Origin of the sequence: Oligoflexus tunisiensis (assembly GCF_001748245.1) — a bacterium.
Taxonomy (GTDB): domain Bacteria; phylum Bdellovibrionota_B; class Oligoflexia; order Oligoflexales; family Oligoflexaceae; genus Oligoflexus; species Oligoflexus tunisiensis.
In genome coordinates, this window is the sequence record NZ_BDFO01000001.1 from 4870916 (window position 1) to 4896075 (window position 25160).

Annotated in this window: 20 protein-coding genes; 11 read left to right on the plus strand and 9 right to left on the minus strand. The window is 55.4% G+C overall.

The features are described from left to right. The first annotated feature begins 163 nt into the window (after window positions 1–163). Window positions 164–2893, plus strand: a complete 2730-nt coding sequence (locus OLTU_RS20125; protein ID WP_141734544.1) for a PAS domain-containing hybrid sensor histidine kinase/response regulator — start codon at window positions 164–166, stop codon at window positions 2891–2893. A gap of 8 nt (window positions 2894–2901) precedes the next feature. Here OLTU_RS20125 and OLTU_RS20130 read toward each other — a convergent pair whose 3' ends face one another. Together OLTU_RS20130 and OLTU_RS20135 are read right to left on the minus strand one after the other, a co-directional pair. Then, window positions 2902–3378 (minus strand): MarR family winged helix-turn-helix transcriptional regulator, encoded by a 477-nt coding sequence (locus OLTU_RS20130; protein ID WP_218110155.1) that lies wholly within the window; start codon window positions 3376–3378, stop codon window positions 2902–2904. Between the two features lie 120 nt (window positions 3379–3498). Continuing rightward, complete coding sequence (locus tag OLTU_RS20135) at window positions 3499–3927, minus strand: organic hydroperoxide resistance protein (RefSeq protein WP_141734545.1); 429 nt, start codon at window positions 3925–3927, stop codon at window positions 3499–3501. A gap of 164 nt (window positions 3928–4091) precedes the next feature. Here OLTU_RS20135 and OLTU_RS20140 point away from each other — a divergent pair, with 164 nt between their 5' ends. Continuing rightward, window positions 4092–6014: a SpoIIE family protein phosphatase gene (locus OLTU_RS20140; protein ID WP_141734546.1), complete on the plus strand. Its 1923-nt coding sequence runs from the start codon at window positions 4092–4094 to the stop codon at window positions 6012–6014. Here OLTU_RS20140 and OLTU_RS20145 read toward each other — a convergent pair. The 4 genes from OLTU_RS20145 to OLTU_RS20160 are packed head-to-tail and all read right to left on the minus strand — an operon-like array spanning window position 5989 to window position 8179. Next, window positions 5989–6339, minus strand: a complete 351-nt coding sequence (locus tag OLTU_RS20145; protein ID WP_141734547.1) for a TlpA family protein disulfide reductase — start codon at window positions 6337–6339, stop codon at window positions 5989–5991. The genes OLTU_RS20140 and OLTU_RS20145 overlap by 26 nt on opposite strands. Further along, window positions 6336–7211, minus strand: coding sequence for a hypothetical protein (locus OLTU_RS20150; RefSeq protein ID WP_218110156.1), 876 nt, complete (start codon window positions 7209–7211; stop codon window positions 6336–6338). The genes OLTU_RS20145 and OLTU_RS20150 overlap by 4 nt, the downstream gene beginning before the upstream one ends. A 17-nt stretch (window positions 7212–7228) precedes the next feature. Beyond that, window positions 7229–7756: a hypothetical protein gene (locus OLTU_RS20155; RefSeq protein ID WP_141734549.1), complete on the minus strand. Its 528-nt coding sequence runs from the start codon at window positions 7754–7756 to the stop codon at window positions 7229–7231. 42 nt (window positions 7757–7798) lie between these two features. Continuing rightward, window positions 7799–8179 carry a hypothetical protein gene (locus tag OLTU_RS20160; protein ID WP_141734550.1) on the minus strand — a complete coding sequence of 127 codons (381 nt, stop codon included), beginning with the start codon at window positions 8177–8179 and terminating at the stop codon, window positions 7799–7801. A gap of 209 nt (window positions 8180–8388) precedes the next feature. Between OLTU_RS20160 and OLTU_RS20165 the strand changes: the two genes are divergently transcribed. The 5 genes from OLTU_RS20165 to OLTU_RS20185 all read left to right on the plus strand — a co-directional run bounded on the left by OLTU_RS20165 (window position 8389) and on the right by OLTU_RS20185 (window position 16928). Next, window positions 8389–9399, plus strand: a complete 1011-nt coding sequence (locus OLTU_RS20165) for a hypothetical protein (RefSeq protein ID WP_141734551.1) — start codon at window positions 8389–8391, stop codon at window positions 9397–9399. A gap of 129 nt (window positions 9400–9528) precedes the next feature. Further along, window positions 9529–11544: a urocanate hydratase gene (gene hutU / locus OLTU_RS20170; protein ID WP_141734552.1), complete on the plus strand. Its 2016-nt coding sequence runs from the start codon at window positions 9529–9531 to the stop codon at window positions 11542–11544. A gap of 493 nt (window positions 11545–12037) precedes the next feature. After that, window positions 12038–13348: an SAM-dependent methyltransferase gene (locus OLTU_RS20175; RefSeq protein WP_176736793.1), complete on the plus strand. Its 1311-nt coding sequence runs from the start codon at window positions 12038–12040 to the stop codon at window positions 13346–13348. A 30-nt stretch (window positions 13349–13378) separates the two neighbouring features. Then, on the plus strand, window positions 13379–14020 hold the full coding sequence (locus OLTU_RS20180) for a MarC family protein (protein ID WP_141734554.1): 642 nt from the start codon (window positions 13379–13381) through the stop codon (window positions 14018–14020). 145 nt (window positions 14021–14165) lie between these two features. Beyond that, a complete protein-coding gene (locus tag OLTU_RS20185) occupies window positions 14166–16928 on the plus strand; it encodes a 7TM diverse intracellular signaling domain-containing protein (RefSeq protein ID WP_176736794.1) in 2763 nt (920 codons plus the stop codon). A 90-nt stretch (window positions 16929–17018) separates the two neighbouring features. Here OLTU_RS20185 and OLTU_RS20190 read toward each other — a convergent pair whose 3' ends face one another. Then, the gene (locus OLTU_RS20190) at window positions 17019–17930 is read right to left on the minus strand and encodes a hypothetical protein (protein WP_141734556.1); all 912 of its coding nucleotides are present in this window, start codon (window positions 17928–17930) and stop codon (window positions 17019–17021) included. Window positions 17931–18274: 344 nt separating this feature from the next. Between OLTU_RS20190 and OLTU_RS20195 the strand changes: the two genes are divergently transcribed. The 3 genes from OLTU_RS20195 (at window position 18275) to OLTU_RS20205 (ending at window position 21234) form a co-directional block, all read left to right on the plus strand. Then, window positions 18275–18883, plus strand: a complete 609-nt coding sequence (locus tag OLTU_RS20195) for a DUF4360 domain-containing protein (RefSeq protein WP_141734557.1) — start codon at window positions 18275–18277, stop codon at window positions 18881–18883. A 128-nt stretch (window positions 18884–19011) separates the two neighbouring features. After that, a complete protein-coding gene (locus OLTU_RS20200; RefSeq protein ID WP_141734558.1) occupies window positions 19012–19737 on the plus strand; it encodes a hypothetical protein in 726 nt (241 codons plus the stop codon). A gap of 156 nt (window positions 19738–19893) precedes the next feature. After that, the gene (locus tag OLTU_RS20205; protein WP_141734559.1) at window positions 19894–21234 is read left to right on the plus strand and encodes a S8 family peptidase; all 1341 of its coding nucleotides are present in this window, start codon (window positions 19894–19896) and stop codon (window positions 21232–21234) included. A 99-nt stretch (window positions 21235–21333) separates the two neighbouring features. Here OLTU_RS20205 and OLTU_RS20210 read toward each other — a convergent pair whose 3' ends face one another. Beyond that, window positions 21334–22074, minus strand: a complete 741-nt coding sequence (locus OLTU_RS20210) for a hypothetical protein (protein WP_141734560.1) — start codon at window positions 22072–22074, stop codon at window positions 21334–21336. Between the two features lie 160 nt (window positions 22075–22234). Between OLTU_RS20210 and OLTU_RS20215 the strand changes: the two genes are divergently transcribed. Then, window positions 22235–23233 carry a hypothetical protein gene (locus tag OLTU_RS20215; protein WP_141734561.1) on the plus strand — a complete coding sequence of 333 codons (999 nt, stop codon included), beginning with the start codon at window positions 22235–22237 and terminating at the stop codon, window positions 23231–23233. A gap of 158 nt (window positions 23234–23391) precedes the next feature. Here OLTU_RS20215 and OLTU_RS20220 read toward each other — a convergent pair whose 3' ends face one another. Next, complete coding sequence (locus tag OLTU_RS20220; RefSeq protein WP_176736795.1) at window positions 23392–24795, minus strand: OmpA family protein; 1404 nt, start codon at window positions 24793–24795, stop codon at window positions 23392–23394. Between the last annotated feature and the right edge of the window lie 365 nt (window positions 24796–25160).

The following is a 25160-nucleotide window of genomic DNA, read 5'->3' on the forward strand; positions in this document are numbered from 1 at the left end:
CGCGGATCGAAGCCGCTGCCGTTCCGTCGACTCCCTTATCAATTCATCCTATTGAAACTTTCCGTCAACAATGGTCCAACTTATTGAGTGATTTTTAACTGCGGCCGTGTGATAGTGCCTCGCTTTTGTTTCATGGTTGGATCAGAAAACTCCCGGAAATTATGTGATAGACAGCCGCGACACAGTACTGGATCAAATGTTCGACAGCTCCCCGGTCGGCATGTCATTGACCTTTGGACCGAATCATACCTACGTCAAGGTCAATAAGAAGTATTATGAATGCACCGGCCTCATGCGTTCCGTGATCGGCATGACTGTAAGGGACGCTTTGCCGGAGCTTGTGGAACAGGGCTATATCCATCTCCTGGATCGGGTCTATCAGACCGGTGAAGCCTATACCGGGACCGAGTCACCTGTCATCTTTCAACAGGAAAATGGCCGGGTTCAGCAGAAGTACTTCGATTTCTCCCTCCAGGCACTATTTAATGAAAGCGGCCGTGTTTTCGGCATCCTCATCCATGGCTTCGACGTAACGGACAAGGTCCTATCCCGCCAGGCTCTGGAACGATCCAAGCGCATGATCGAAAACGAACGCGAGAGTTTCCGCAACCTGTTCAAACACACGCCCGAAGAGGTTTGCATCCTGCGTGGCCCCAACCATATTTTCGAGTTTGTGAATGACGCTCACATCAAAGCGCTCGGTTTTGATGCGACCGGCATGTCGGCGCGTGAGGCTCACCCTCAGGCCACGGAGATGGTTGAACTGCTGGATGAAATCTATCGGACAGGAAAGGTGGCGAAATACCATGAACATCCGGTGATGCTGAATGATCGGCTGCGTTATTTCAATATCACCTATTCCGCCAGTCGTGATGAAAACGGCGCGATTGATGGCATCATGGCTCTTGGCACCGAAGTCACCGATCAGGTGCTCTGGCGTCAGGCCCTCGAAATGAGCGAGGCCCGTTTCAAACAGCTGGCGGACTCCATGCCGCAAATTGTTTATGTGTCCAATCCGGATGGGTCCGTGACCTTCCTCAATGAACGCTGGCGTGAGTACACCGGAACCTACGAAGAGGTGATGTACACCCGCATTTCAGTCGATATCATTCACCCCGACGACTGGATATCGGTCATCAAGGGCTGGGAAAAGGCCACGCACGAAAAATCGCGCTTCGATGTTGAGGTCCGCTTGCGGAGCTCCCGTGGCGAATATCGATGGTTTGTCACCCGTGCCGTTCCCCATATAGTGAACGATGAAATCATCGAATGGTTTGGAACCTCGACGGACATACACGATCAGAAGCTCGCCGCCGAGGAACTGGCCCGCTCACGTGAACGTTACCGCATCGTCTTCGAAAACAGCCCGGTTCCGATGTGGATCATGGATCCGGATTCAGGTCAGTTTCTTGACGTCAACAATATGGCCTTGAAAACCTATGGTTATGAGCGCGATGAGTTTCTGCGCATGAAGGCCACCGATCTGCTGCCGCCCGAGGACCGCGAGACTTTCTGGAAGACGATGCAGGAGGCCACGCTCACGCAGGATCGATTCCTGCAATCACAGGCCCGACATGTTCCCAAGAATGCCCCCATCATTCACGTTGAAGTCACCATGCGTGACCTGATGCTGGACGGCCATTGGCAGCGCATTGCCACCATGGTCAATGTCTCGCGCCGGGTGGCGATCGAAGAGCAGCTGCGGCAGCTGATGCAGAAACTGCAGGCGGCCAAGGAGGAGGCCGAACGCGCCAACCAACTGAAATCGGCATTTCTGGCCAACATGTCCCACGAAATCCGCACGCCGCTGGGCGCCATGCTGGGCTTTGCCGACCTTCTGCGCGATCCAAACCTGACTCAGGAGGAGCATTCCAATTATCTGAACATCCTGGTTCGCAACGGGGAGCAGCTCACGATCATCATCAACGACATTCTCGATCTCTCCAAGGTGGAAGCAGGGCATCTGACGCTGGAATTCATCGAAGTGGATCCCGCGTCCATCGTCCGCGATGTCTTTTCCCTGCTGGACATCAAGGCCCGTGAAAAAAATCTGGAGCTGAGCTATAACGCGGATCCGAGTACACCCGCGCAGCTGACCACTGATCCCGTGCGGCTGCGGCAGGTGCTCCTGAACCTCTTGAGCAACGCGATCAAGTTCACCCCGCAAGGTTACATTCATATTCGCAGCTATGGGGAACGGAATGAGCAAGGTCGGGTTCAGCTCGCCTTCGAGATCAGGGACTCCGGCATTGGGGTCGCTCCGGAGCAGCACGAGCGCATCTTTGAAATGTTCGTGCAAGCCGACGAATCGACCACAAGGAAATTCGGAGGCACAGGCCTCGGGCTGCCCTTGTCCCGGAAATTGGCCCGGGCTCTGGGTGGGGATGTGCGTGTGCTGCGCAGCGGACTGAACGAAGGCAGCACGTTTCTCTTCACGATCACGGACCTGCCGGAGCTGAAGGATCAGCAGGACAAGCAACCCGCTCGTCCTTCCTCCACACCCGCGCCGACCACGGATTCCGTTTCACTGGAAGGGCTGTCGATCCTGGTGGTCGACGACGCGCCTGATATCCGTTCCTTGATCGCATTCCTGCTGAAGCGGGCGGGAGCCATGGTGGACTTCGCGGAAGACGGCATGGAAGGGTATCGCAAGGCACTCAGCAAGTGTTACGACATCATCCTCATGGATATTCAAATGCCTTTGATGGATGGCTACACCGCAACGATGAAACTGCGGGAACAGGGCTATCGCAAACCCATCATCGCGCTGACCGCACATGCGATGACGGAGTCTCGCAAGAAATGCTTGAGTGTTGGTTGCACCGGACACCTGCCGAAACCCATTAATCCTTCCAATCTCCTGGGAGTCGTGGCCTTTCACGCTCGGCATTGAGCGCGGTGTCAGAGCTCAGGCTCAGGCAGTCGGGTGCCACGGACCGTCTGAAGTTTTTGCAGAAGCCACTTCAACTCGTCCCGCATCCGCACGGCGTCCTTGACGTCAACGTCCGCGGCGCAGCCCATGGCTCCCGGTATCGCCGCCGCCTTTTGCTGCAGTTTGCGTCCCTTGGCGGTCAAACGCACGCGAATCTCCCGTTCATCTTCCTTGGCCCGATCGCGGGTCAGAAAACCTTCCTTTTCCAGTCGTTTGACGAGCGGCGTCAGCGTTCCGGAATCCAGATAAAGACGTTCGCCAAGGCGTTTTAAAGGGATTCCGTCCTGCTCCCAGAGCACCATAAAGACCAGGTACTGCGGATAGGTGATGCCAAGGGGGTCCAAATACCCGCGATAGGCCTGAGTCATCGCTTTCGACGCCGCATAGAGGGCGAAGCAAAGCTGATTGTCGAGGAGTTGGTCCTCATTTGGACACATATCGGTCATGGTTTCCCCCAAAATTAGGCTTTCCTGATGCAAGATAATCCGAAAGTTGCCATTCTTTCAATCAACACTTGCAGGAGGGAGAAACGAGCGAGCCCAACCGGTTCGCTCTTTGGAATTTTTTCAAATAATCCGTTCACCGCGGTGAGAAATTGTCAGATCAATATTGCCACGGGTCGCATTGGAATAAGGACAAACCCGATGCGCAGCGTCAATCAACTGCTGGGCGACCTGACTGTCAACGCCTTGCAGGTCAAGGTCCATAGCGACCCCGACGTTGAAGTGGCCATCGTCATACGTTTGCAAATCAACCTTGACCGTAATCGTGGTCTTTTCCAGTTTCACCTTTTTCATTTGGGCGATGTGAAGAACAGCGTTCTCAAAACAGGCGCCATAACCGGCGGCAAAAAGTTGCTCGGGATTGCTCGCAGTGCGGGAACCCCCGAGGCTGCGGGGCGTGGACAAGGGCATATCAAGCACCCCGTCGTCGGATTTTACGTGACCATTGCGTCCGCCGCTTGCCGTAACTGTCGTGGAATACAGAACTTTCATAATGTCTCTCCATTTCTTGCGCAATATTAAATTGCACACAATCTTATATCGGATTTTAAGCCCAAAAGTTAAGCGTTTTTTGCGCGGCACGCCGATTGATTTTTCCAGCCGGACGCCGATAGGCCAAACAGATAAGTCTTTTCACAAAGTTGGAAGCTCTGCCCATGCTGCAAATTCTGCTGGTGCTGCTTTTGGTTTTGGGGGCATCCCCTGCGGCTGGCGCCACGCTCCCGCGGATGGCGGAGCCCTTCCTTTCCATCTGGGAGGACCCGGAGGGTCGCACGACCTTTGCTGACCTGGATGACACGCGTTTTGTTCCGGCCACAGCGGAGCTTTTGAATGCAGGTTACACCGCATCCGCTATCTGGCTGCGCCTGGAACTGCAGAACAGCAGCCTTCAAAAAATGCCGCGTTTCCTTGAACTGGAACTCGCTTCCATCAGCCTCTTCGATGTGTATATCCCGGGCGAAACGCAGTCCGTCCAGTCCGGTGGACGGAGGCGTGGGTGGAACCCGGAGACGCAGCATCGTCATCCCGTCGTCGATGTCTCACTGCCTCCCGAGAGCCGGGGCGTCTGGTATATCCGCCTTGAAAACACCTACAGTCTCTGCATTATCGCCTGGCTCCACGATGCCGAATCTCTGGCAGCCAAGGAATCCCAGGATGCGATCGTCTTTGGCACCTATACCGGGCTGATGGGCTTTGCCCTGGTGATCTCCCTCTATGTTTTCTTCAGCACGCGCCACAGGTCCTTTCTCTATTTCGCTTTTGTGCTGTTGACCTTTCACCTCGGCTTTCAACTCACCCATTTTGGTTGGACCTGGATGCACCTTTGGCCCAACGCCACGATCTGGGCCGATCACGCCAATCTCTTTTTTGTTGAGCTTGGCAGCATCGCCAGCATGTTCTTTTTCCAGCATTCGGTGGAATTACGGCGCGCGCTGCCCCGAGTGAGCCGCTGGATATGGATCCCGGTGCTCAAAGGTATGGTGGGAATGGGTCTTTGTTTTTGGACGGTAACGCCAGGGCTCGTCTCCCTATTCGTCCTCGGCACCGGCGTGCTGATGCTCACCTATTACGGGATTGGCCTTTATCTTTGGCGTCGAGGCCATCCCCTAGCGGGCTACCATAGCATGGGCTGGCTGACCGTCATCCTCGTGAATGCGTTCTCCATTTTACAGGCCACTGACCTCCTGCACTTTGATCAGATCTGGCTTCGTTCCGCCCTGCGATTCGAACTGATGCTGCTCGCCTGTGCCCTGCAGGCTGGATTTCTGGCCATGGCCATCGGTTATCAGTTTCAAAAGGCGCAAAAGGATCGTGAGGCGGAACATGAGGCCAGGCGGAAGCTGGAGAAAAATCTGGATGATGCCCATATCGTGCAGGAAGCGTTTATTCCCCATGATTTGAAAGGCCAGCGCTTTGAAATCGTCACCTCGCATCATCCCTCGGCCCGCATTGGTGGCGACTGGCTCGGCTATCATCACGATGCCGCACACAAACGCCTGATTCTCGCCATCTGCGATGTCACCGGCCATGGTCTGCCCGCGGCTCTCCTGAGCGGCGCCATTCACGGAGCCTTTCACGGTCTGGCCCGGGCCGAGGAGGTGGATGCCCTCAAGGCTCCCGAACTTCTCGCCATGCTGATGGAAAGGGTCAACGATGTGGTTTGCATGACCGCGGCCAACACCTCGCTGCTGGCGACCATGCTCATCCTCACCGTCGATCTGGAGACGGGGCGTATCGATTTTTGCAATGCCGGGCACACGCCCTGGGTATTGGTTCGGGACGATCATCCGGTTTATATTCTGGAGGCGGGATCTCCTTTGGGCCTGAACAGTCAGCCGACCTTTGGCGCCGGTTATTTTCAAGGTCAGCCTGGTGATACCGTCTTTCTTCATACCGACGGACTGCTCGACAATGCCCGTACCGCACGCCGGCTGCAGCTGCATCACGTCTGCCGACTCCTGACCTCCAGGGATCCTTTGACAGCTCTTCAAAAAAGAATCGAGGATGCGACCGGACCGGACACGGTCACCATGGAGGATGATTGTTCGTATCTCATTTGCCGCCTTGAAGCGGCCTGACAACAGGCAGACGCTTGATACGGTAATGAGCCGCGATGGAACCATCCTGATCCCAGACACAACGCGCCTGATGCTCGGTCCCCATGAAGGCCGTATAGGCTTTTTGCGCGGCCGGTTGCTCGTCAAAGACGGCAATGAACAGACTCGTCGACGCGGACTCTGGCTTCAGATGCTTTTTGCAGCTTGCGCACCACGAAGCAAAGAAAACGAGCTGTGTGACCGTCTCCTTTTGCAATCTGTCCTTCAGCTGGGCTGCGGTCAGTCCCGCACAGCCCAGAGCCACATCGTTCGATAGGAGCAGGATAAGGAGTAGCAGAAATTTCATAGCGCTCTCATCCAGGCCAGGGTGAATCCATGGGCGTGCACGGCGTTTCGGTTTCTGCCCAAAACCCCGCGCCGATTCAGAGTCAGGCGATAATTGGAACCTTCAATAAACAGCGTTTCGAAAGTCAGAAAAGCATCATGACTCAAGCGATCGGAATCCGGCTGCTTTTCGCCTTTATACTCAAAGCCGCCGCGCTGCTCATGGATCACACCACCGATCAGCTTGACGTCTTCGCGCACAAGGCCGCCCACCGTTCCAATCCAGCGTTGCATGGCGCCCGGCTGAATCCTGCCGGCTTCCGTATCCACGGCCTGAGGTAGACCAAAAATAACACTGCCGCCAAACATCAGGGTGTTCATGCCATACCAGAGATCAGCTCCCACATAGGTTTCATCATAACCGGCACCAAAGACATCCAGGGCATAATCCCGTTTTTGATCATACATCGAGCGCCCCACCGCAAAGCGATGCGATACCAGCAATTGAACCTGCGGAATCCAGGGTTCGGCGATATTCGCCTGCATGAGGTTCCATCGGGCATTCAACGCCAGATCACCGTTTTGCATTTCGCTGTCGGAACCGCGCACATTGCGACCGAAAGTCGCCACGGCACTGACAAAAGCCTGCGAGCTGAGGCGCTCGGCCCAGGCCAAATCCAGGGTCTGCTTGCGCTCCGGACCATAACCCCGGCGGTGCTCACCGTTCTTGTCGATATCACGAAAACCCGCCTGCTGGCTGAGTCCCAGATAAAGTTTATGGTTTTCATAGGGATTGAGGACGACCGGGTCCGCTCCGCCGCTTCCACAGGACGAACAGGCCAAAGCCTGCCGCCCTGCGCCGAGCAGGAACACCAGCGACATGGAAAGGAACATGCTGCCGTTTCGAATCATTAGGGAATCTCGACAGCGACGGGAATTTCAACGCGAGCCTTGTCGGTGATGCCGCAGGCTCCCGCTTCCACATCCACGACCCAATCTCCGACAGCGCCGGCCATCGAGAAGTAGATGTTCTCGACGTTCCAAACATTGGGATTCGCCGCGTCCTGGGTCATGACCATCTCACTGAGCCGGCTCGATCCATGGCCCATGGTCGGTGAAAAGAGGGTAAAGCTGGAGAGTCGAAGAGCCAGGGCTTGAGCGTGGCCATTCACGAATGTAACCTTGGCCTTGTTTTCCAGGGTTGATGACTTCAAAGGATTCAGCCATTCAACCTTCACATAAAATTGTTTGGCCTCCGCGGGAATAAAACCCGTGAGATCACCGTGCAGGTGACCGGCGCCAATGGCAGCACACAGAGCGGGATCATCCACGACGGCCGCGGCATCCTGCGGATCGGACTTGTCGCTCTTCTTGCCACAGGAGATCATGCTTAATGAAAAGGCTAAACACAAAACGGCGCTCAATGAATGCAGTTTCATACACATTCCTCGTCCTATCGATGTTTGGTTGTCAAAGGATGATTAGACCAATGTCCATCGTGGGTAAGGCGGCTCCGGGCCTTGGTCGTGGCTTGAGGGGCCGGATGCATAATCAAACTGAATCAACGTGCTGGTTTGAACGCGGAATTGAATAAAGCTTTCGGGATTAAAACCGGGCAGAGTCACAAAAACGAATTTCACGAGATGGCATTGACAGACGTGTCCGTCCTGGAAGGCCACCTGATTCGGGTTGCCATGATCATGACAGGAGGCTGTTTCGGAAAGGTCCTGGTTCAAGGTATGCTGAATGACGGCGAGGACGTGATCGCAGCGAGGAATCGTGGCGATACAAAGATTCAGCAGCAGAAAGAGTCCTGCCATGAACCGCAGCGCGCTGCGAATGCCTTTGGCGCAAAATCCCAAGGCCTTCCCTCCTCGAATACTCCCGTAAGACCGTTTAGGTTCATCTTTCGTGCCAGCCGGCCCCGTCCGTACTAACATTAAAAAATCAATATTTTACAGGCCTTTGCGATTTGATTGCCCTGACCAGGAATTTGACAGCGTCAGCATCCTGGATGACACCGCAGGCTTCTGCTATCATCAGTTCATCCCTTTTTAGTCCAGGAGTGGCTGTGAAACTCAATCGAACTCAACTGATCATTTCCGGAATTTTGCTGACGCTGGCTCTCGCGCTGGCCCTCTACTTCAGTCGGCAACCCGGGTCGCTGGTTCCCGCCGAGGGAGGGCCTGGCAGCAGCATTCGCGAACTGGTGGCGCAACCGGTCGACCTGAAGGCGGCTATGGAAAAGGAAGGGAAAAACCTGCCGGCTGCATGCCCAGGGATGTGGCACCGCATCGCCACAGCCAAGGTTGAGGATTTTGAAAAATTTACAGACGAGGATCGCGTCACCCTTCAGACCTGCAGCGAGGCTCTGCCCACTCTGGCCAAACATGATCCGGCTCACCTGAAGCGCCTGCAGAACAGCTGCATCATACCGGACGAGGAAGGCAGCAATGCGATGCAGAGCAATTGCGTGCTGTATTATATTTTATATAAAGCCGGACTCGTGTCATGGGCCAACAAGGGCAAACCCATCCGGGATCTGCCCACGGCAGAGCTCGCGCTGATCTTCTTTCATGAATACAACAGCCTGAATCCCAGTCAGCTGGAAAACCTCGCGGTTCTGGCGGATCAGCTGGTGCAGCGCACGGGCTCCTACAGCGCACTGAAAGCCAAAGCCAGCATCCAGCTTTTTCAATTCATGAATCAACAGGGTTCCGTCAAAGCCGATGAGCTGCGGAGCAGTCTGACCGCGCTCAGGGAACGCAACCCGCATGATGAACAGCTTCTGGAGCTGCACTTTGTCGCGCTCGCCGTCATGAATGATGTCGAACAGATGAATGCACTGACCGAAAACTTTCTCAGCGCGCACCCTTCCTCGGCTGCAGGTTACTACGTGCGTTCCGCATATTTCTGGCAGATCAAGGACCGTGACAAAACCCTCGACGCTTTGAAAAATGCCATAGCCCTGGAGCCCGCGACCAGCCGCTATAGCGAAACACGGGCGCGGGCGGAAATGGCCGTACCGGGATCCCCCGGAGTCTACGACATCCAGGTGAGCTACGACCTTCTTAGCGAATAGTCCATCAGACACCTGTCCGAATCACACCGCGCCATTCGCACCAAACACGTGCCTGGACGAGAACTCCTTTGTGGGCACCAGGCTCTTTCCATTCCGGACTTTTTGCGGCATAGTTCCAGAGCCAACGTCATGATGAGGATACCTATGGCCTTCGCCCTGGATGCCCAGCTGCCCCCTGATCCCATATTCGAACCTGGAATTCGTCGCGCCCCCAAACGCGCTGTTCAGTTGGACGAGGCGGATATCGCCCTGGCCCTGCGCAACGCGCTGCGTTATGTGCATCCATCGTTGCACAAGCAGCTGGCGCCGGAATTTCTCAATGAGCTGATGAATCACGGTCGCATTTATGGTTACCGTTTTCGACCTCGGGGTCGACTCAGCGGGAGACCGATGCACGAATACCGCGGCCGCTGCGAGGCCGGCAAAGCCCTGCAGGTGATGATTGATAACAACCTCGATTTTGCCATTGCGCTCTATCCCTATGAGCTGGTGACTTACGGGGAGACCGGTCAGGTCTTTCAAAACTGGATGCAATACCGTTTGACCAAACGTTATCTGGAGGAATTGGAAGAGGATCAAACCCTGGTTCTGCACTCCGGTCATCCTCTCGGCATCTTCCCCAGCAGCAAAACCGCACCGCGGGTCATCACCACCAATGGTCTGATGGTCGGCATGTTCGATAACCCCGAGACCTTCGCCCGCGCGGCCGCCATCGGCGTGGCCAATTATGGGCAGATGACCGCCGGGGGCTGGATGTATATCGGACCGCAAGGAATTGTGCATGGCACCTACAATACGCTGGTGATTGCCGGTCGTTTGAAGCTTGGCATTCCCGTGGATGGAGATCTGCGCGGTCGACTCTTTGTCAGCTCAGGACTGGGTGGCATGAGCGGTGCGCAAGGCAAGGCGGTGGAGATCGCCGGAGCCGCAGGGATCATTGCGGAAGTCGATGCCTCGCGCATTGAAACGCGGCGTTCCCAGGGCTGGGTCAGCAAAGTCACGAGCAAGCCTGCGGAAGCCTTTCAATGGGCTGCCGAGGCGATGGCGGCGAAAAAAGGTGTGGCCATTGCCTATCACGGCAATATCGTGACCCTGCTCGCGCATGCTGTGGAAAATCAGATTCGCATCGATCTGCTGTCCGATCAAACCAGCTGTCATGCCGTGTATGAAGGCGGTTACTGTCCTGTGCAGCTCGATTTCGCGGAGCGCACGGAAATGCTGGGCAAGGACAAGACACGTTTCCGCCAGCTGGTGGACGCCACGCTCCAGCAGCACTTTGAGTTGATTCATAAGCTCGTCGCCCGCGGCACCTATTTCTTTGATTACGGCAATGCCTTCATGAAGTCGGTGTATGATGCCGGTGTGAAGGGCATCTGTAAAAACGGGCAGAATGAAAAGGAAGGCTTCATCTGGCCCAGCTATGTGGAAGATATCCTCGGGCCTGAACTCTTCGACTACGGTTATGGTCCCTTCCGTTGGGTGTGTCTCAGTGGTGATCCCGCGGATCTGGATCGCACGGATGCGGCCGCGGCGGAAACCATTCGCGGGCTGCGGCCCGAGCTGCGTTATCAGGATCTGGATAACCTGCGCTGGGTGCAGGAAGCGAAGAGCTATCAGCTCGTGGTGGGAACGCAGGCTCGTATTCTTTATCAGGATGCCGAAGGCCGTCGGCGCATCGCCCGCCGTTTCAATGCCATGGTGCGCGCCAAGGAAGTGGGGCCGATCATGCTGGGTCGCGATCATCATGATACGGGCGGGACGGATTCCCCTTATCGTGAGACATCGAATATCAAGGATGGTTCCAATATCATGGCGGACATGGCCACCCATATTTTCGCCGGGAATGCGGCGCGGGGCATGACGCTCTGTGCCCTGCATAATGGTGGAGGTGTTGGCATTGGCAAGTCCATCAACGGAGGTTTTGGCCTGCTGCTGGATGGCAGCGAGGACGTCGATCGTATCATCGACAGCGCCCTGCCCTGGGATGTGATGGGTGGCGTGGCACGTCGGGCCTGGGCCGGCAATGCCCACTCGATTGAGACCTCGGCCCTCTACAACGAGAAGAGCCATGGGTGCATCACTCTGCCTCATCTCGCGGATCCCGAGCTCCTGCGGTCGGTGATGGCGGGATACAGGGCGACATGACATATGCACCAAACTGGCGGATTACCGCCAGTTGCTGTTTTATGATGTCATTTTGACATGTGCGGGTTGTGTGAAGTGGGAAATTTGTGGGTACTCGAACCCGCCAACTTCATCTGCTGTACGGGCCCTATACAAACAATTATGCTTGAGTTGTGAATTACTTCCGCCCCGGTTTGCGGGCGGGTGCTTTGGCAGGTTGTGGGGCGGGTTGTAGTTTGGCGATTTCACCAGCTACCCAAGCGACTCCAGCAAGTACCACACCAGTAACAACGGAAACAATCAGCATAGAACACCCTCCTTTCTTTGCGAATCGGCGTCCTTTTTGAAAAACTTAAGTCCACTCTTTACTTAACGCAAGCCCCATGAAAATATAAGGGAATCGGCGCCATTTTGCCCAGAACCATGAAATCGCAGGACCTGAAACAAAACTGGGCCCGGCTCAGGATTTCAAGGGCTTATGGTGTACCCGTCCAGCATGCCAGCGGAGGTTCGCATGGAAGAACTGATACCCCGCACTCTCAGACGTTGGGAAACTTATCAGAGCAACCTTTATAAAAGCGCGGTTTTGGCAAAATTTCAATCCATGACGCGCGGACATCTGACTCTCAAAGTCCACGGCGACGCTCACACCTACTCTTTCGGGTTTGGCAAAAAAGTTCAAGCAGAGATGGAAATTCGCCACGAGCGATTTTTCATGCGCTTCATGAAACACGGTGAGCTGGGCTTCGGGGAATCCTTTGTTGACGGCGACTGGGACTCACCTGACCTGGTCGCACTGATTCGCTGGTTTTTGTTGAACATTGATCAACTCGATGCCCTGGGCCGCGTCGATGCCGGCGATCATCCGCTCTTTCAATTCCTGCAGAGCGTTCAGCAAATCCAATCGATGCTCGATCACGCCCGTCCCGGAGGCTTCAGTGATTCACTGGCGGCCCATTATGAACTGGAGCGGTCGTTTTTTGCTTTGATGCTCGATCCCACCCTCACCAATTCCAGCGCCATTTTCGAGGGCCAGGAAAATCTGGAGGCTGCGCAACTCCGCAAGAATCGGCGCATTGCCCAGGAATTGAAAATAAGACCTGGTGATCACATTCTGGAACTTGGCGCCGGCTGGGGCAGCCTGTCCCTGTATCTGGCGCTCTGTTTTCCCTGCAAAATCACAGCGGTCACCATTTCGGAAGAACAGCACCGCTATTTGCAGCAGAAGGTGGCCGAGATGGGCCTGGAGCAGCGCGTCTTCCCAGCCCTGCTCGACTATCGATCCGTCCGTGGCAGCTTTGATCGCATCGTCTCGATCGAACTGATTGATGCGCTCGACGGCCAGGAACTGCCTGGTTTTTTCGCGCACTGCGATGAACTCCTGAAACCCCAGGGGATCATGGTGCACCAGCTTTTGCTGACACCCGAGCGTTTTCGTTCGGAAAATCACGCGGGTGCGGACTGGATCCGTAAGTATATCAGTCCCGGCGCGTTTACGCCTTCGCTTTCCCAATTTCTGCATGCAGCCAGTGAACGAGCGGACTTCTGCGTGCGCCGCCTCGAGGACATTGGCCTGTCCTATGCGCGCACGCTCAATGCCTGGCGGCAGCGTTTTGAAAGTCATCTGCCGGAAGTGAAAGCCCTGGGCTTTGACGAGAGCTTCATTCGCAGCTGGCGTTACTACCTATCGTATGCGGAAGCCGCCTTTCAGCATGGACTTCTGACCGCCGCTCAGCTCACCATGACCCGTCCGACACAAAGAGGGGAAGAACCCGAGCAAAAGCCTTTTCCGATGGAGCCAAAGACTGATATGCTTGTCGACTGAAGCGTGCATCACCTTACCGGGAAGGGCCCCGTGGATTTACAAACCTCGCTTATGACCTTTGCGTCCACATTTACCGCATTGTTTGCCATTGTCGACCCCGTGGCTGTCATTCCTGTCTATCTGAGCCTTACGGATCGTTACTCGGCCCATGAACGCGCGGCCGTCAGCCTGAAAGCCTGTGGCATTGCCACCGTAATCCTTTGTGTTTTTGCCATTACGGGCGAAGGCATCTTTCGCCTTTTTGGCATTTCCATTCCCGCCTTCCGTATTGCAGGCGGGATCCTCCTTCTGCTCCTCGGCATTGCCCAGCTGGATGCCCATCGTGAACGCGTGAAGACTGAAGAGGAAAATGAATCCTTCGCCCGCGATGATATTTCCATTTTCCCTTTGGCCACCCCGCTTTTGGCTGGACCAGGTTCCATCTCAACGGTCGTTCTGCAATCCTCCCAGATCCATGGCCCGCTGCAGACCACCCTGCTTTTGATCGCGATACTTCTGGTCTTTGTCGCTACGTATTTTCTGCTTAAGAGCGCTCCGCATCTCTATCGCTTTCTGGGACAGACCGGGATCAACCTCGTGACCCGTATCATGGGTATTATCCTGACCGCCATCGCCATCCAGTTCATTATTGATGGGATTATGGGTGTGATTTCTCAGATAAAAGCACTGTGATCCTGGAGACTTAAGAGGCCAATCACATTCATATCCAAAACATCAGATTTCGCTCCTAGGAAATTCAAGGCCCCTGCCGATTACGCTTTTCGATGATAAACGTTGAAAAGGGCCGACTGGCATGGGTCAGCCTAAGGAGCCTTTAATGATCTGGATTCAACATGGGCTAATCCTCTGGTTAACCCTAGTCATGCCGACCGCCTTTGCCGCCGCAACCTGGACGGTGAATGCCGACGAATTTCCCATCGGCCAGGGTGTGGATACCCTCGTCGACACCTCCCGCACAATGACGTTTGAACAGGCGCGGCAAGCCTTATGGGATGGTCAGTACACGCCCGAGCAACGCGCGATCCCCAATTATGGCTTCACCGGTCACGCCTACTGGTTTCACTTCCAGGCTCAAACCGACGGCAAGGTGGAGGGTCCATGGTACTTCGTCATGGAAAACCCGCTGGTCGATCATGTTGATGTCTACTATCAAAAAGATGGCCAATGGATGCACAAATCTTCGGGGGATCGCCAGCTCTTTGAACAGCGCGATCTGAAACACCGCTATTTTCACTTTGGAGTCCCCCTTGCCGAGGAGCCTTTGGAATTCTTTGTTCGCCTGCAGACTCTTGGGGCGTCGGAATTCAAAATGTCCTTTGAAACCAAAGCCGCCGTGATGCGCAAGGATCATGAAAGTCAGCTCATCCAGGGAACGTTCATCGGCCTGATGCTCATCATGATTTCTTATTATCTGCTCATGGCCGCCGGTGCCCGCAGCTTTGAGTACTTCTGCCTCAGCTGGTACTGGAGTTCCCTTCTGATCTTCAAACTGGTGATGAACGGTGTGGCCTTTGAATATCTGTGGCCGCAATCGATCTGGTGGGGCAACCAGGCGTCAGCCTTCACCGCGCCTCTGGTGTTTCTGGCTGCGGCCTTCGCAACGGTCAAATTCCTGCCGATCAAGGATTTCCCGCGCCTGCAGAAGGTCTTTTATTTCTTCATGACAGCCCTGACGGCCTGCTGCGTGGGTTCCTTCTTTCTGCCCTATATTTACCTCAAGGCTTACATCGTGGTGGGCCTTTGCACCAGCATCACGATCCTGGCCGGCAGCATCATGACCCTGCGTCATGGCTATAAGCCGGCCCGCTTTTTCCTCCTGTCGTGGATTTCCATGATCGTCGCCTCGGTGATCTATGGCCTGCAGAAAATAGGCGTCCTGCCGGTTTCGTTCATCACGGTGAACTGTGTGGAAATCGGCACCGGCATTCAGGTGCTCCTGATGGCGATCGGCGCCAGCGACAAGATCAACGAAATCAACCGTCAGATCCGTCGGGCCCAAAAAGCGGCTTTGGAAGCGCAGATTGAAGCACGCCGTGTGACAGAAAACATGAATGTCGAACTCGAGCGTCAGGTCAAAGAGCGGACCCAGGAACTCTGGGCTCAGACCAAGGGCATGAGCGTGATGCTCGACAGCATCCACCAGGGGATCTGTACCATCGACAGTGAGGGAGCGATCCACGCGCAATACTCCCGCTATCTGGAAACCATCATCGGGACCAAGGGTCTCGCCGGCAAATCCCTCTTCGAATATCTGCTCGATCAATCCGATCTGGCGAACGATATGAAATCGCAGGTTCGCACCGCCATCGCCTTTGCCTTCGGGCAGGACGTGATGAGCTTTGAAGGAAACCTGCATCTTCTGCCCCGGCAGCTGCGCTATAAGCATGCGCAGCAGGCGAAGCATCTGGAAATCGATTGGGCCGCCATCGAGGATCATGACGGCAACGTGCAAAAGGTTCTGGCCGCCATCCGCGATGTCACGGCCGTGAAAAAGGCGGAAGAGGCGGCAGCAGCCAAACAGCACGAGCTGGAAATCATCGGTCAAATCCTGGAAATTCCGGCCAGCAAGTTCAAGCGTTTCCTCCAATCCTCCCGCGGTCAGCTCGACCATTGCAGCCGCATCCTGGAGAACTGGCAGAAGGACTTTGAGTGGCACATCCTTCTGCGGAATATCCATACGATCAAGGGCAACGCCCGCACCTATGGTTTCATGGAAATTTCGCGTATTGTGCACGATGTCGAAACGGAACTCTTCACGTTTGATCCCAAAACCTTCAAAAAAGAGAATGAAACCTACATTCAGGGCATGATCAAACGCATTCACAACAAGCTGAATCTCTATGAAACCGTGCATGATAAAAACCTGAAACGTGGGGACCAGGCTGAACTCGAAGCCAGCCTCATGCGTCTGTTCCAGCTGATGGGTCCCACGCTGGAAATCGTTTCCCAGGAAAGCCGGACGCAGCTCGCCCACGTGCTCTCCAGTCTGGACAAGTTCAATGCCAGCACCTTCTGCACGCTGCTGAAACCCGTCGTGGGTTCCCTGTCCAGCCTCGCCGCTCAGCTTGGCAAGAAGACTCCCACGGTGATGATCGAAGGCCGCGACTTTTACCTCGACCAGGCGGGCCAGGATCGTATCGAGGACATCTTTGTGCACATGTTCCGCAACAGTCTGGATCATGGCTTTACCGATTCGGACCTCGGCCACATTCAGATTCGCCTGGAGCATGAGGCCAACACCACCCGCATTTCCTATCAGGATAGCGGCCGGGGTTTGAATATGGCCGTGCTACGGAAAAAGGGTCTGGAACGACATCTGATCGAAGCGAACGCCAGCGAGGATCAGGTCGCGAATCTCATCTTTGTGTCAGGGATTTCGAGCGCTCAAAAAGTGACGGAAATTTCCGGCCGCGGTGTGGGCATGGAGGCTGTGAAGGCCTTTGTTGCCTATCTGGGCGGCACCTTGCAGCTGGTGCTGGGTGGGCCGGGAGGCACCTCCGAGCATCGTCGCTTCACCCTGGTCATTCAGCTGCCGGCGCAGAACATTGTTCCGGAGCGGAAGCACGCCCTTGCCGCCTAAGAAAAGAGGAACCCGGCAGCGGAGCGTCGCTGCCCGGATTCCTTAAAACGGGACAAATGCTAAGGCGACCGAATGGTCTCCGATCACCTTTTACGGGTAATGTTGCACCAAAAGGTTGGGCGGCAGACGCCGTGGTGGGGGCACAGGCAGCGGATCAAGCCTGAGCAGCTCATCCACATCCCAGGCTCCCTCATCACTGAGCAGCGGAGCCAGCTCAGGACTCCGCAGGACATCAGCCAGAAGCATCCAGTGGCCATCGACAAGGCAGAAGGGTGCGACCAGGCGCAGGCCCATGCTGTAATCGGAATAATCATTTCTTATGGATGTGGCCAGATTTTGCAAAAGACGCCCATCCGTTCCCTGCCAGCCATATATGGCGGCCCGGTCCTGACGATGGATCAAACGCGGGGTCATGACCAGATCCTTCTTATGACCGGCCTGCAGCCAGCCTGAGCGGACCGCATACCTTTGCAGATCCGGGTCCAGACGTTCCTCATGGTCGATCCAGAGGCGTATCGGATCGTGAATCTGATCGATGTCGAGCCACACGGAGGGCAGACGTACACCGGCCTGCTGATAGATAAGATCCACCATTTTCCGGGTCGGCAGATACATATTCCAGCTGGCCGCCAGACTCAGGGCATCGCGGCCGCTGATCGGCGCATGCAGATAGCTTTCGTTATCGCCGATCGCCACATAATCGGGCATCACCCAGAAGCTCAATTCATGCCCGGCATGCCGTGACCGAACTTCCTTCAGCTGGCGCAGAAAACCGGGCATAAAACCGGCCTCAAGGGCCTCGTGGAGCCACTCGGAGCGAGCGGCCTCCGGAACGGACTGAAGATTTTGAATAAATTGGCTGAGATCAAAGGTCTCATCCGTTATCGGCCATCTCAGGACACGCTCGGGTGTCCATTCCTCCTGGCCCATTCCAGCACGGGCCTGACAGATCAAGGCGACGGCCAAAGAAATCTTGAAAAATCTTTGGGTTACGATACTCATCGCGTCTCCCCCCACGGGCTCCGCCCGATAGTGACCTGGTCAAACCCAGGCCCTTGCATCATAAAAGCTAAGAAATCGGGAGCTTTTCCCCAGCTTTCGAAATCTTACCCTGGAAACCAGGCTATCGGCAGAAGCCGCGGAAAGCTTAAGCAAATACTGAAATACATTTGAAAATACTCCGTTTTTCAAAATTCCCCTCAATCGCCCTCCAGGACTCTCCTTACGTCACAGAACCCCCTGTTCTGTGAGCTGAGTTCCCAGAACACTTTGTACTGTGAACGTCTTCCGTTTCCCATGGCTTCGCGATAAAACTGCTTTCAGGAACATTGCTCAGGAGATCACCCATGAAATCGAACGTTTTTGCTGTGCTCGCAACCTTGTCCTTGTCTTCTCTGGCTCTGGCCGCCGAGGCTCGTATCACCTCTGTCTCCACCAACGGCAGCGGCTGCCCGATTCAGAATGGCAAGAAGATTCCTTATGGTTTTGATGGCCAATGGCTGACCGTGGAGCTGAACCATGCCTACAACATCAAAGTTGTCAAAGGCACCGGCATCAGCATCGAAGAGAGCCGCAAAAACTGTGCGATAACCCTGGACTTGGATGTCCCTGGCTATCGTTACGCGGTGGAACGTGTGGTCTCCTGGGGAACGTATCAGCTGGCACCAAACGATCAGTTCGTGGCGACAGTGAATGGCTTCTTCTCTGGGGACGGCGACTCCTTCTTATCGGACAGTGAAGCGCTGGGTCCCGTCTGGAGCCAACAGAACTATACGTTTGATCGCGCGCTGAATGGTTCGAACCTGGTGTGGAGTGAATGCCACGATGATCGCAGTCTGACTTTGAATACGGCTGTGCGCGTGGCACCCAAAGGCAACGCGGGTCGCTATGCAAACCAGTCGAAAGGCTCGCTGGATCGCGTCGCATTCCGCTTCATCTACCAGAAATGTTACTGATTTGTCTGCTCTTGCTTAAATGGGAATCCCACACCCCATGTCATCGTCATGCGGATCATAGGCTTTGCCTATGGTCCGACTCTTTTCTGCGTTAAGATGATTCATCATCTGAATAGAAAGGAGCCCCGATGAAGCGCGCCGGCCTGCTGGCTCTTGCCCTTTTTCTGCCCATCCGTCTGCATGCCTATGAAATGGAAGATGTCAATCGCATCGACTTTGAAGTCCGTGATCTGGACAATCGGGAGCTGTTCTTCAGCGGCACCGAAACGATCACCCAGGATGGTCCGCGAACCCGCAAGGAAACCTGGTATTACGATCAGAATAAAAAAGAAGTCCAATACGAAAATGTCGTTTATAACAGCACGCATCTTCGCGTGGAATCGTATCGTTTCAAAAATCCGGTGACCGGCGAGGAAACGGAACTCGTCACCCAGGGTGATGTGATGTCCATCAAATACCGTGAAGATTCCACACAGAAATACAAAGATGGAACACTTCGTTGGGAACCGAACGCGTATCACGGCAAAGTATTCAATAATCTGATCCTGCGCCACTGGGCATCATTACGCCAGGGCAAGCCCTTGAAATTCGATCTGGTTTTACCCTATCGTTTCGAATCCCTGGGCTTTCAGATCGTTTACAAGGAAGCGGCGAAGGTTGATGGTGAGGATCGCGAAATCTTCGCATTGCAACCCACGAGTCTGATTATTCGCGCGATCGCTCCGCGCATGGAATTTCATTACACCACGGGCGCAAAGCCGCGCATCAGACAGTTTACCGGCCCCTGCACGATTCCCATCAAAGGCAAAAAGGATCGCATGGTCGCCATTATTTTTAGTTATCCTCCTGCCTGAGCGTTCCGTCACTGCGAGTGAAGTGAATCATCAAGGTGAAGACAGGAAACTGTTCTTTGTGAAAAATACTGAACGTTGGCCACTTGACCAACACCCCATGGTTGCCTCTATGATGAAAGGAGTTTGCACGTTTCAAATCCAGTTGGAGGCACAAGCATGAAGATGCGCTTGATCGGGAGCTTATTGCTCATCATCGCCAGCAGCGGGTCAGGACAGGCAGCGGAGCTGCTCCATTCCAAAAGGGGCAAGGCAGTTCCCAACCAATACATTGTTCATTTTAAAGGTGAGGACGACGGTTTTTCAGCTCGCACCATCAACCCCCGTCTTATTCTGCAAAAATCCCAACGCATCCAGAACAGCTATGGGGTGAAGGTTTTAAAGCGTTATGAAAGACTGCTGCATGCAGCCACCGTGAATGCGGATGCCAGGCAGCTGCAGGACATCCTGAACGATCCGGAAGTCGATTGGGTGGAACCCAACTACTATGTGTATGCAAATGCATCGCAAAGCAACGCCACCTGGGGCCTCGATCGCATCGACTCCCGCAGTGGACGCGATGGGGTCTATGAGTATGGAAGCACCGGCGCGGGTGTGCATGCCTATATCATCGACACCGGTATCCGCAGCACGCATAAGGAGTTTGCCGGTCGCATCGGCAATGGCTTCGGCGCTCCGAACGATGGCCGTGGTTCAGAAGACTGTAATGGTCATGGAACGCATGTGGCGGGCACCGTTGGGGGTTCGACCTATGGCGTGGCGAAAAAAGTGACTTTGCACCCTGTGCGGGTTCTCGGCTGTGATGGCAGCGGAACCAACGCGGATGTGATCGAAGGGATCGAATGGGTGACGAATAACGCGGTCTTCCCTGCAGTGGCCAACATGAGCCTCGGCGGCAGCGTTTCCACCTCGCTCGACCAGGCTGTGCGGAGAGCCATTGATGCCGGAATTACCTTCGTGGTGGCCGCCGGCAATGAAAATGCGGATGCCTGCCGCTCCTCCCCAGCCGGTGTGAAGGAAGCGATCACCGTCGGCGCCACGACCAAAACCGACGCGCGCGCTTCGTTCTCCAATTATGGAACCTGTCTGGATATCTTTGCACCGGGCGATGGAATCACCAGCGCCTGGTCGAGCTCGGATAGCGCGACCAACACCATCAGCGGAACCTCGATGGCCAGTCCTCATGTGGCGGGTGCCGTGGCTCTTTATCTGCAAAACGAACCGGAAGCTTCCCCCGAGGAAGCAACCCGTGATATCCTGGGCAACGCGACAGGCAATGTGGTGACCAACCCGGGCCGGAATTCGCCGAACGTTTTCCTCTTTTCGGATCCATCGAATACTCCGGATCCGACACCAACGCCGACACCGACACCGACACCAACGCCGACACCGACACCGACTCCAACACCGACTCCAACGCCGACTCCAACACCGACTCCTGTTCCCGAACCTGAACCATGTCCGTATCCATGGCCATGGAGCATAATCTTCTGCCGTTGATAGAAGCATCTCAAGGGGCTGGCCGCTGACGGTCAGCCCTGATTTTTTCACAGCCTTATCCTGAAATCAAAAAGGGCTCTCCAGGGAGCCCTTCGCCTATCAACCAGCCACCGGCTGCTGCTTCCAGCCATCCGGGACATGCCGCACATGGCCATCGAAGAGAAAGCCGCCATGGGGCTCCAGCACTTCATCCACCAGCCGCATCAGATTGCTGCGATCGCCCATGAAGGCGGAGGTAAAGACCCGGCGCCAGCGGGTGGCAAAGTCCGCATCGGCTTCCTTCAGCGCCTGCGGAATATTCGCTCCGCGCGCCGACCAAAGACCACGGCCGCGCAGATAGAAATCCGCCAGCGTCTCATGCAAAACGCTGAGGCTGCCCATGGCTTCACCGTGACCGTGGGGAGCGCGCAGTTCATTCATGAGGACGGAGATTTGATAACGCCGCTCCTGCACCTGCTCTGCGGTCAAAGGCTCAGGGCCGGCAGCCAGTACAGCCTTGGCACGCTGCTGCATTTCACCCGCCATGGCGCTGCCTTGGAGCAAGGGTTCGCCTTGAGCCACGATCTGCGCCACCGAAGGGTCGCCCTTCGCGCGATCCTTTTTCAAACACAGGTAATCCCAGCTTTCTGGATCGTGCACGAATACCTCCATTGAAATTTGATCGACCCGCAGACTTTCACGAAACGCAGTCTGAACCCGGGTCATGATCACGACGATCGATAGGACGGAATAAGGCGTCTCCTCGTGTTTCGGACAATCGCTGCGGGCAAAGGCACAGACAGCACCAGGAAAACGCTCTTTCACAATATTGCGAGCCGCAACAACGGGATCTCGAGTCATCAGCAGCTTCCTCGTCTCGGGGTGTTCCATGTTCCTTTTCCATTATAAGGAGAAAGGGGTACCAATTGGCTAGTGCGAACATTATACCTGGGGTTAACACCCGATCGACAGAATTAAAGAGGGGGGAGTATTCTCGCCAGGGATAATCGGGGGTTTAATCATGAAGCATGTGTTTTCTCAGTCTCGCATCCGTCTTTCTCTTGCCGTTCTCTTGCCGATCAGTCTGGTGATCGGTTGTTCGGCCGAACCGCCGTCGAAGGCCCACGAGGCCATCGACGAGATCAATGACGTCAGCCGACTTGGTGTTCCTGTGAATTTTACAACCCTGACGCGGGAGCTGCCGACCACGGGGGATAGTAAAAAATTCGTCTGGAACAGCAACTGGTATCCGCTCAGCGAAGGCGGAACGATCGGAGCGATGCGGAAATACGATCGGGCCATGGGAGGACAGGCGGCGGAGGCCTGGGAGGCCGAGACGGTCGCCAAACAGGGACATGTGGACTGGGCGGGGCATTGCAATGGGCTGGCTGCGGCGGGGATCAATGAGCATCCGCCTCTCCATGAGGTATGGTTCCAGGGCCAGCTCTTTACGGTCGATGACATCAAGGCCCTTCTGATCGAAAAATGGCAGGGAACCCGATTTGTGACACTGGTGGGCGGCCGCTGTTTCACCCAACCGATTGTGGATGATTCCGGACGCGTCACCACCCCGGGCTGCCGGGATATGAATGCCGGTGCCTTCCACGTACTGCTCGGCAACATGCTGGGCAAGCACAAGCAGCCTTTCATCATTGATCATACGGCGGGTGATGAGGTTTGGAACTTTGCGGTCGAGGGGTATCGCAGCACGGTCGAGGTGATCGACCCGGGTACAGCGCGGGCTCTGACCAATATTGCCAGTGCCAGTTCCTATCTTTGGAATCCGGACGCCACGGAATTTATGAAAGTGCGTTCGAATGTGCGCCTGGCCACCGGCCAAATCCTGAAGCTCGACTATGTGCTGGAGCTGAGGCACGGCAGCATCATCGGCGGGGAATGGATCCTCAACTCACGCCTGAATCACCCCGACTTCGCCTGGACCTCCACGGTCCCGGATCCTGCGAATCCGCATCTCGATCTGGCGGTGATCGATCAGATCGCCCGGCTCTCCCGCCAATAAAAAAAGGGGCGTGAGCCCCTTAAGCGGATCAACGGCGGCTCCGAGGCCGACCGATCCATGGCGGCTCCGACGCCGACCGATCAACGGCGGCTTCGACGCCGACCGATCAACGGCGGCTTCGACGCCGACCGATCAACGGCGGCTTCGACGCCGACCGATCAAAAATTGCTCCGCGCCTCGTAGACTTTTTCACCCGGTTGATTTTTTTGGAAGTAGATCTTAAAACTCACCCGCCGATTCTGCTGCCGACTGGCCGCATCGGCGTTGGCGACTTTCGGCTGCCACTCACCCCAGCCGATCGAATGCAGTTTCTTCGCATCGATACCATAGCGGTTGACCAGCCATTTCTCGACGGCTATCGCCCGGCGGTCACTCAGCTTCATATTGTAATGATCGCTGCCGATATCACAGGTATGTCCCTCGACAATCACGCGGTCGATGTCCGGATGCAGGCGCATCAGTTCCGAGAGGCGCTGCATGATTTCAGCAGCCTTGGGATCACGGACTTCAAAGGAATCAAAACCAAAGTGCACATCATCCAGGTCGATCACAGCATCCGGCCTGGCTGTCAGGGACACCGGCATCACGTTTTGCAGAGTGGGAGCAGAAGCAGGCGCCATGGAAGGCACCGGCGCCGTTTCCTTTGCGCCGATGGTCCAGCGAATGCCGGTATAAGCCCGCAGGTCCGCGCTGCTGATCGAGTGCTGCATTTCCGCGCCACCACCCAGATGCAGTTGAATCTCAGGCGTGACATCATAGCGAAGACCCAGCACCGACTCATTGATGGACGTCGCGCGGGGTGATTCTTCCGAAAAATCATCCCAATTGCGGGCACCATAAACCTCGGCCAGCACAGCCCAGGTCGAGCCCAGTGGCACCACTGCACCAGCGCTGTAGATCACCTGATCACCGAAGCGTTCCACCGGCAGGTCTTCCCGAATCGTCTCACCCGGCTCGCCCTGGCGCCAGCGATAGCCGGCGTTGGCCGTCAGAAGCCAGCGGCCCATGTTGAGCGAGGTGGCCAGTTCCAGGCTGGTGGAAGGCCATTTTCTTTGCGAATAGGGATTGTCCTGAACGCGGTTGTAAGCGGCGGTTCCCACCACGCCAACGGCGAAGGGACCCACTTCCAGCACGCGCAATTTGGTGCCAACGCGATAGCCGACCAGACCCTTGCGACCATAGAATCCATGAGGTTCGTCATCCTCACCTTCCTGCTGGCCGACGATAAAGGGAGCGGCGACACTGATATCCCACCAGTTGGTGAGACCATAGGCCACCTGAAGGTCGAGCGTGGTCACGGCATCATTGAATTCCTTTTCCCGATCCCGGGTGGTGCCGTCTTCCTCTTTAAAATAAGGCAGGGTGTTCGTCGCGTAGTCGACAAAGAGGCCAAGTCCAAAGCGGCCTTGACCCAGGGTCAGTGCGTTGTTGACTGTGACACCATCAACGCTTGTGGAAGCAGGGACAAAGTTTTGCAGGTCGGAACCTACGATATTGGCCAGCGCAGCCGTCGACACAAAACTGCTGCAGAACAGGACCAATTGCACGATACGGAACGTCACGGTTGACTCCTCCATCCGGGATCTCAAATGAACTCGTATTGCTGAAAGCCAGGAGGGAGGCAGGATTGGAGCCGACATCAGACCGATGGCCACTGATAATACGCTGTGTCAGTAAAGACAAGAACAAAGTAAAGGGCGCATTTCACGCCTGATCTTGCCGCTTCTTACGCCCGGAAAATTTTCGTTGGAATCATGATCACCCGATCATGATTCAAGGATCCAACGTGACACACATAAGCACCGAACACGCAGAAGCCTTTCCGGGCCGCGAGCCCCTTGCCAACGATAAAAAGCCCTCAAACGCTGCTCTACCAAGCTGAATCCATTGAATTTTGAGGAAAGCCCTAATCCATCCTCACATTCAT

Bases quoted from the DNA above. Each gene is read 5' to 3' on its own strand.
- OLTU_RS20130 (WP_218110155.1), bottom strand. From the start codon at position 3,378: ATGACCGATATGTGTCCAAATGAGGACCAACTCCTCGACAATCAGCTT.
- OLTU_RS20135 (WP_141734545.1), bottom strand. From the start codon at position 3,927: ATGAAAGTTCTGTATTCCACGACAGTTACGGCAAGCGGCGGACGCAAT.
- OLTU_RS20140 (WP_141734546.1), top strand. From the start codon at position 4,092: ATGCTGCAAATTCTGCTGGTGCTGCTTTTGGTTTTGGGGGCATCCCCT.
- OLTU_RS20145 (WP_141734547.1), bottom strand. From the start codon at position 6,339: ATGAAATTTCTGCTACTCCTTATCCTGCTCCTATCGAACGATGTGGCT.
- OLTU_RS20150 (WP_218110156.1), bottom strand. From the start codon at position 7,211: ATGTTCCTTTCCATGTCGCTGGTGTTCCTGCTCGGCGCAGGGCGGCAG.
- OLTU_RS20155 (WP_141734549.1), bottom strand. From the start codon at position 7,756: ATGAAACTGCATTCATTGAGCGCCGTTTTGTGTTTAGCCTTTTCATTA.
- hutU (WP_141734552.1), top strand. From the start codon at position 9,529: ATGATGAGGATACCTATGGCCTTCGCCCTGGATGCCCAGCTGCCCCCT.
- OLTU_RS20175 (WP_176736793.1), top strand. From the start codon at position 12,038: ATGGAAGAACTGATACCCCGCACTCTCAGACGTTGGGAAACTTATCAG.
- OLTU_RS20185 (WP_176736794.1), top strand. From the start codon at position 14,166: ATGATCTGGATTCAACATGGGCTAATCCTCTGGTTAACCCTAGTCATG.
- OLTU_RS20190 (WP_141734556.1), bottom strand. From the start codon at position 17,930: ATGAGTATCGTAACCCAAAGATTTTTCAAGATTTCTTTGGCCGTCGCC.
- OLTU_RS20195 (WP_141734557.1), top strand. From the start codon at position 18,275: ATGAAATCGAACGTTTTTGCTGTGCTCGCAACCTTGTCCTTGTCTTCT.
- OLTU_RS20200 (WP_141734558.1), top strand. From the start codon at position 19,012: ATGAAGCGCGCCGGCCTGCTGGCTCTTGCCCTTTTTCTGCCCATCCGT.
- OLTU_RS20205 (WP_141734559.1), top strand. From the start codon at position 19,894: ATGAAGATGCGCTTGATCGGGAGCTTATTGCTCATCATCGCCAGCAGC.
- OLTU_RS20210 (WP_141734560.1), bottom strand. From the start codon at position 22,074: ATGACTCGAGATCCCGTTGTTGCGGCTCGCAATATTGTGAAAGAGCGT.
- OLTU_RS20215 (WP_141734561.1), top strand. From the start codon at position 22,235: ATGAAGCATGTGTTTTCTCAGTCTCGCATCCGTCTTTCTCTTGCCGTT.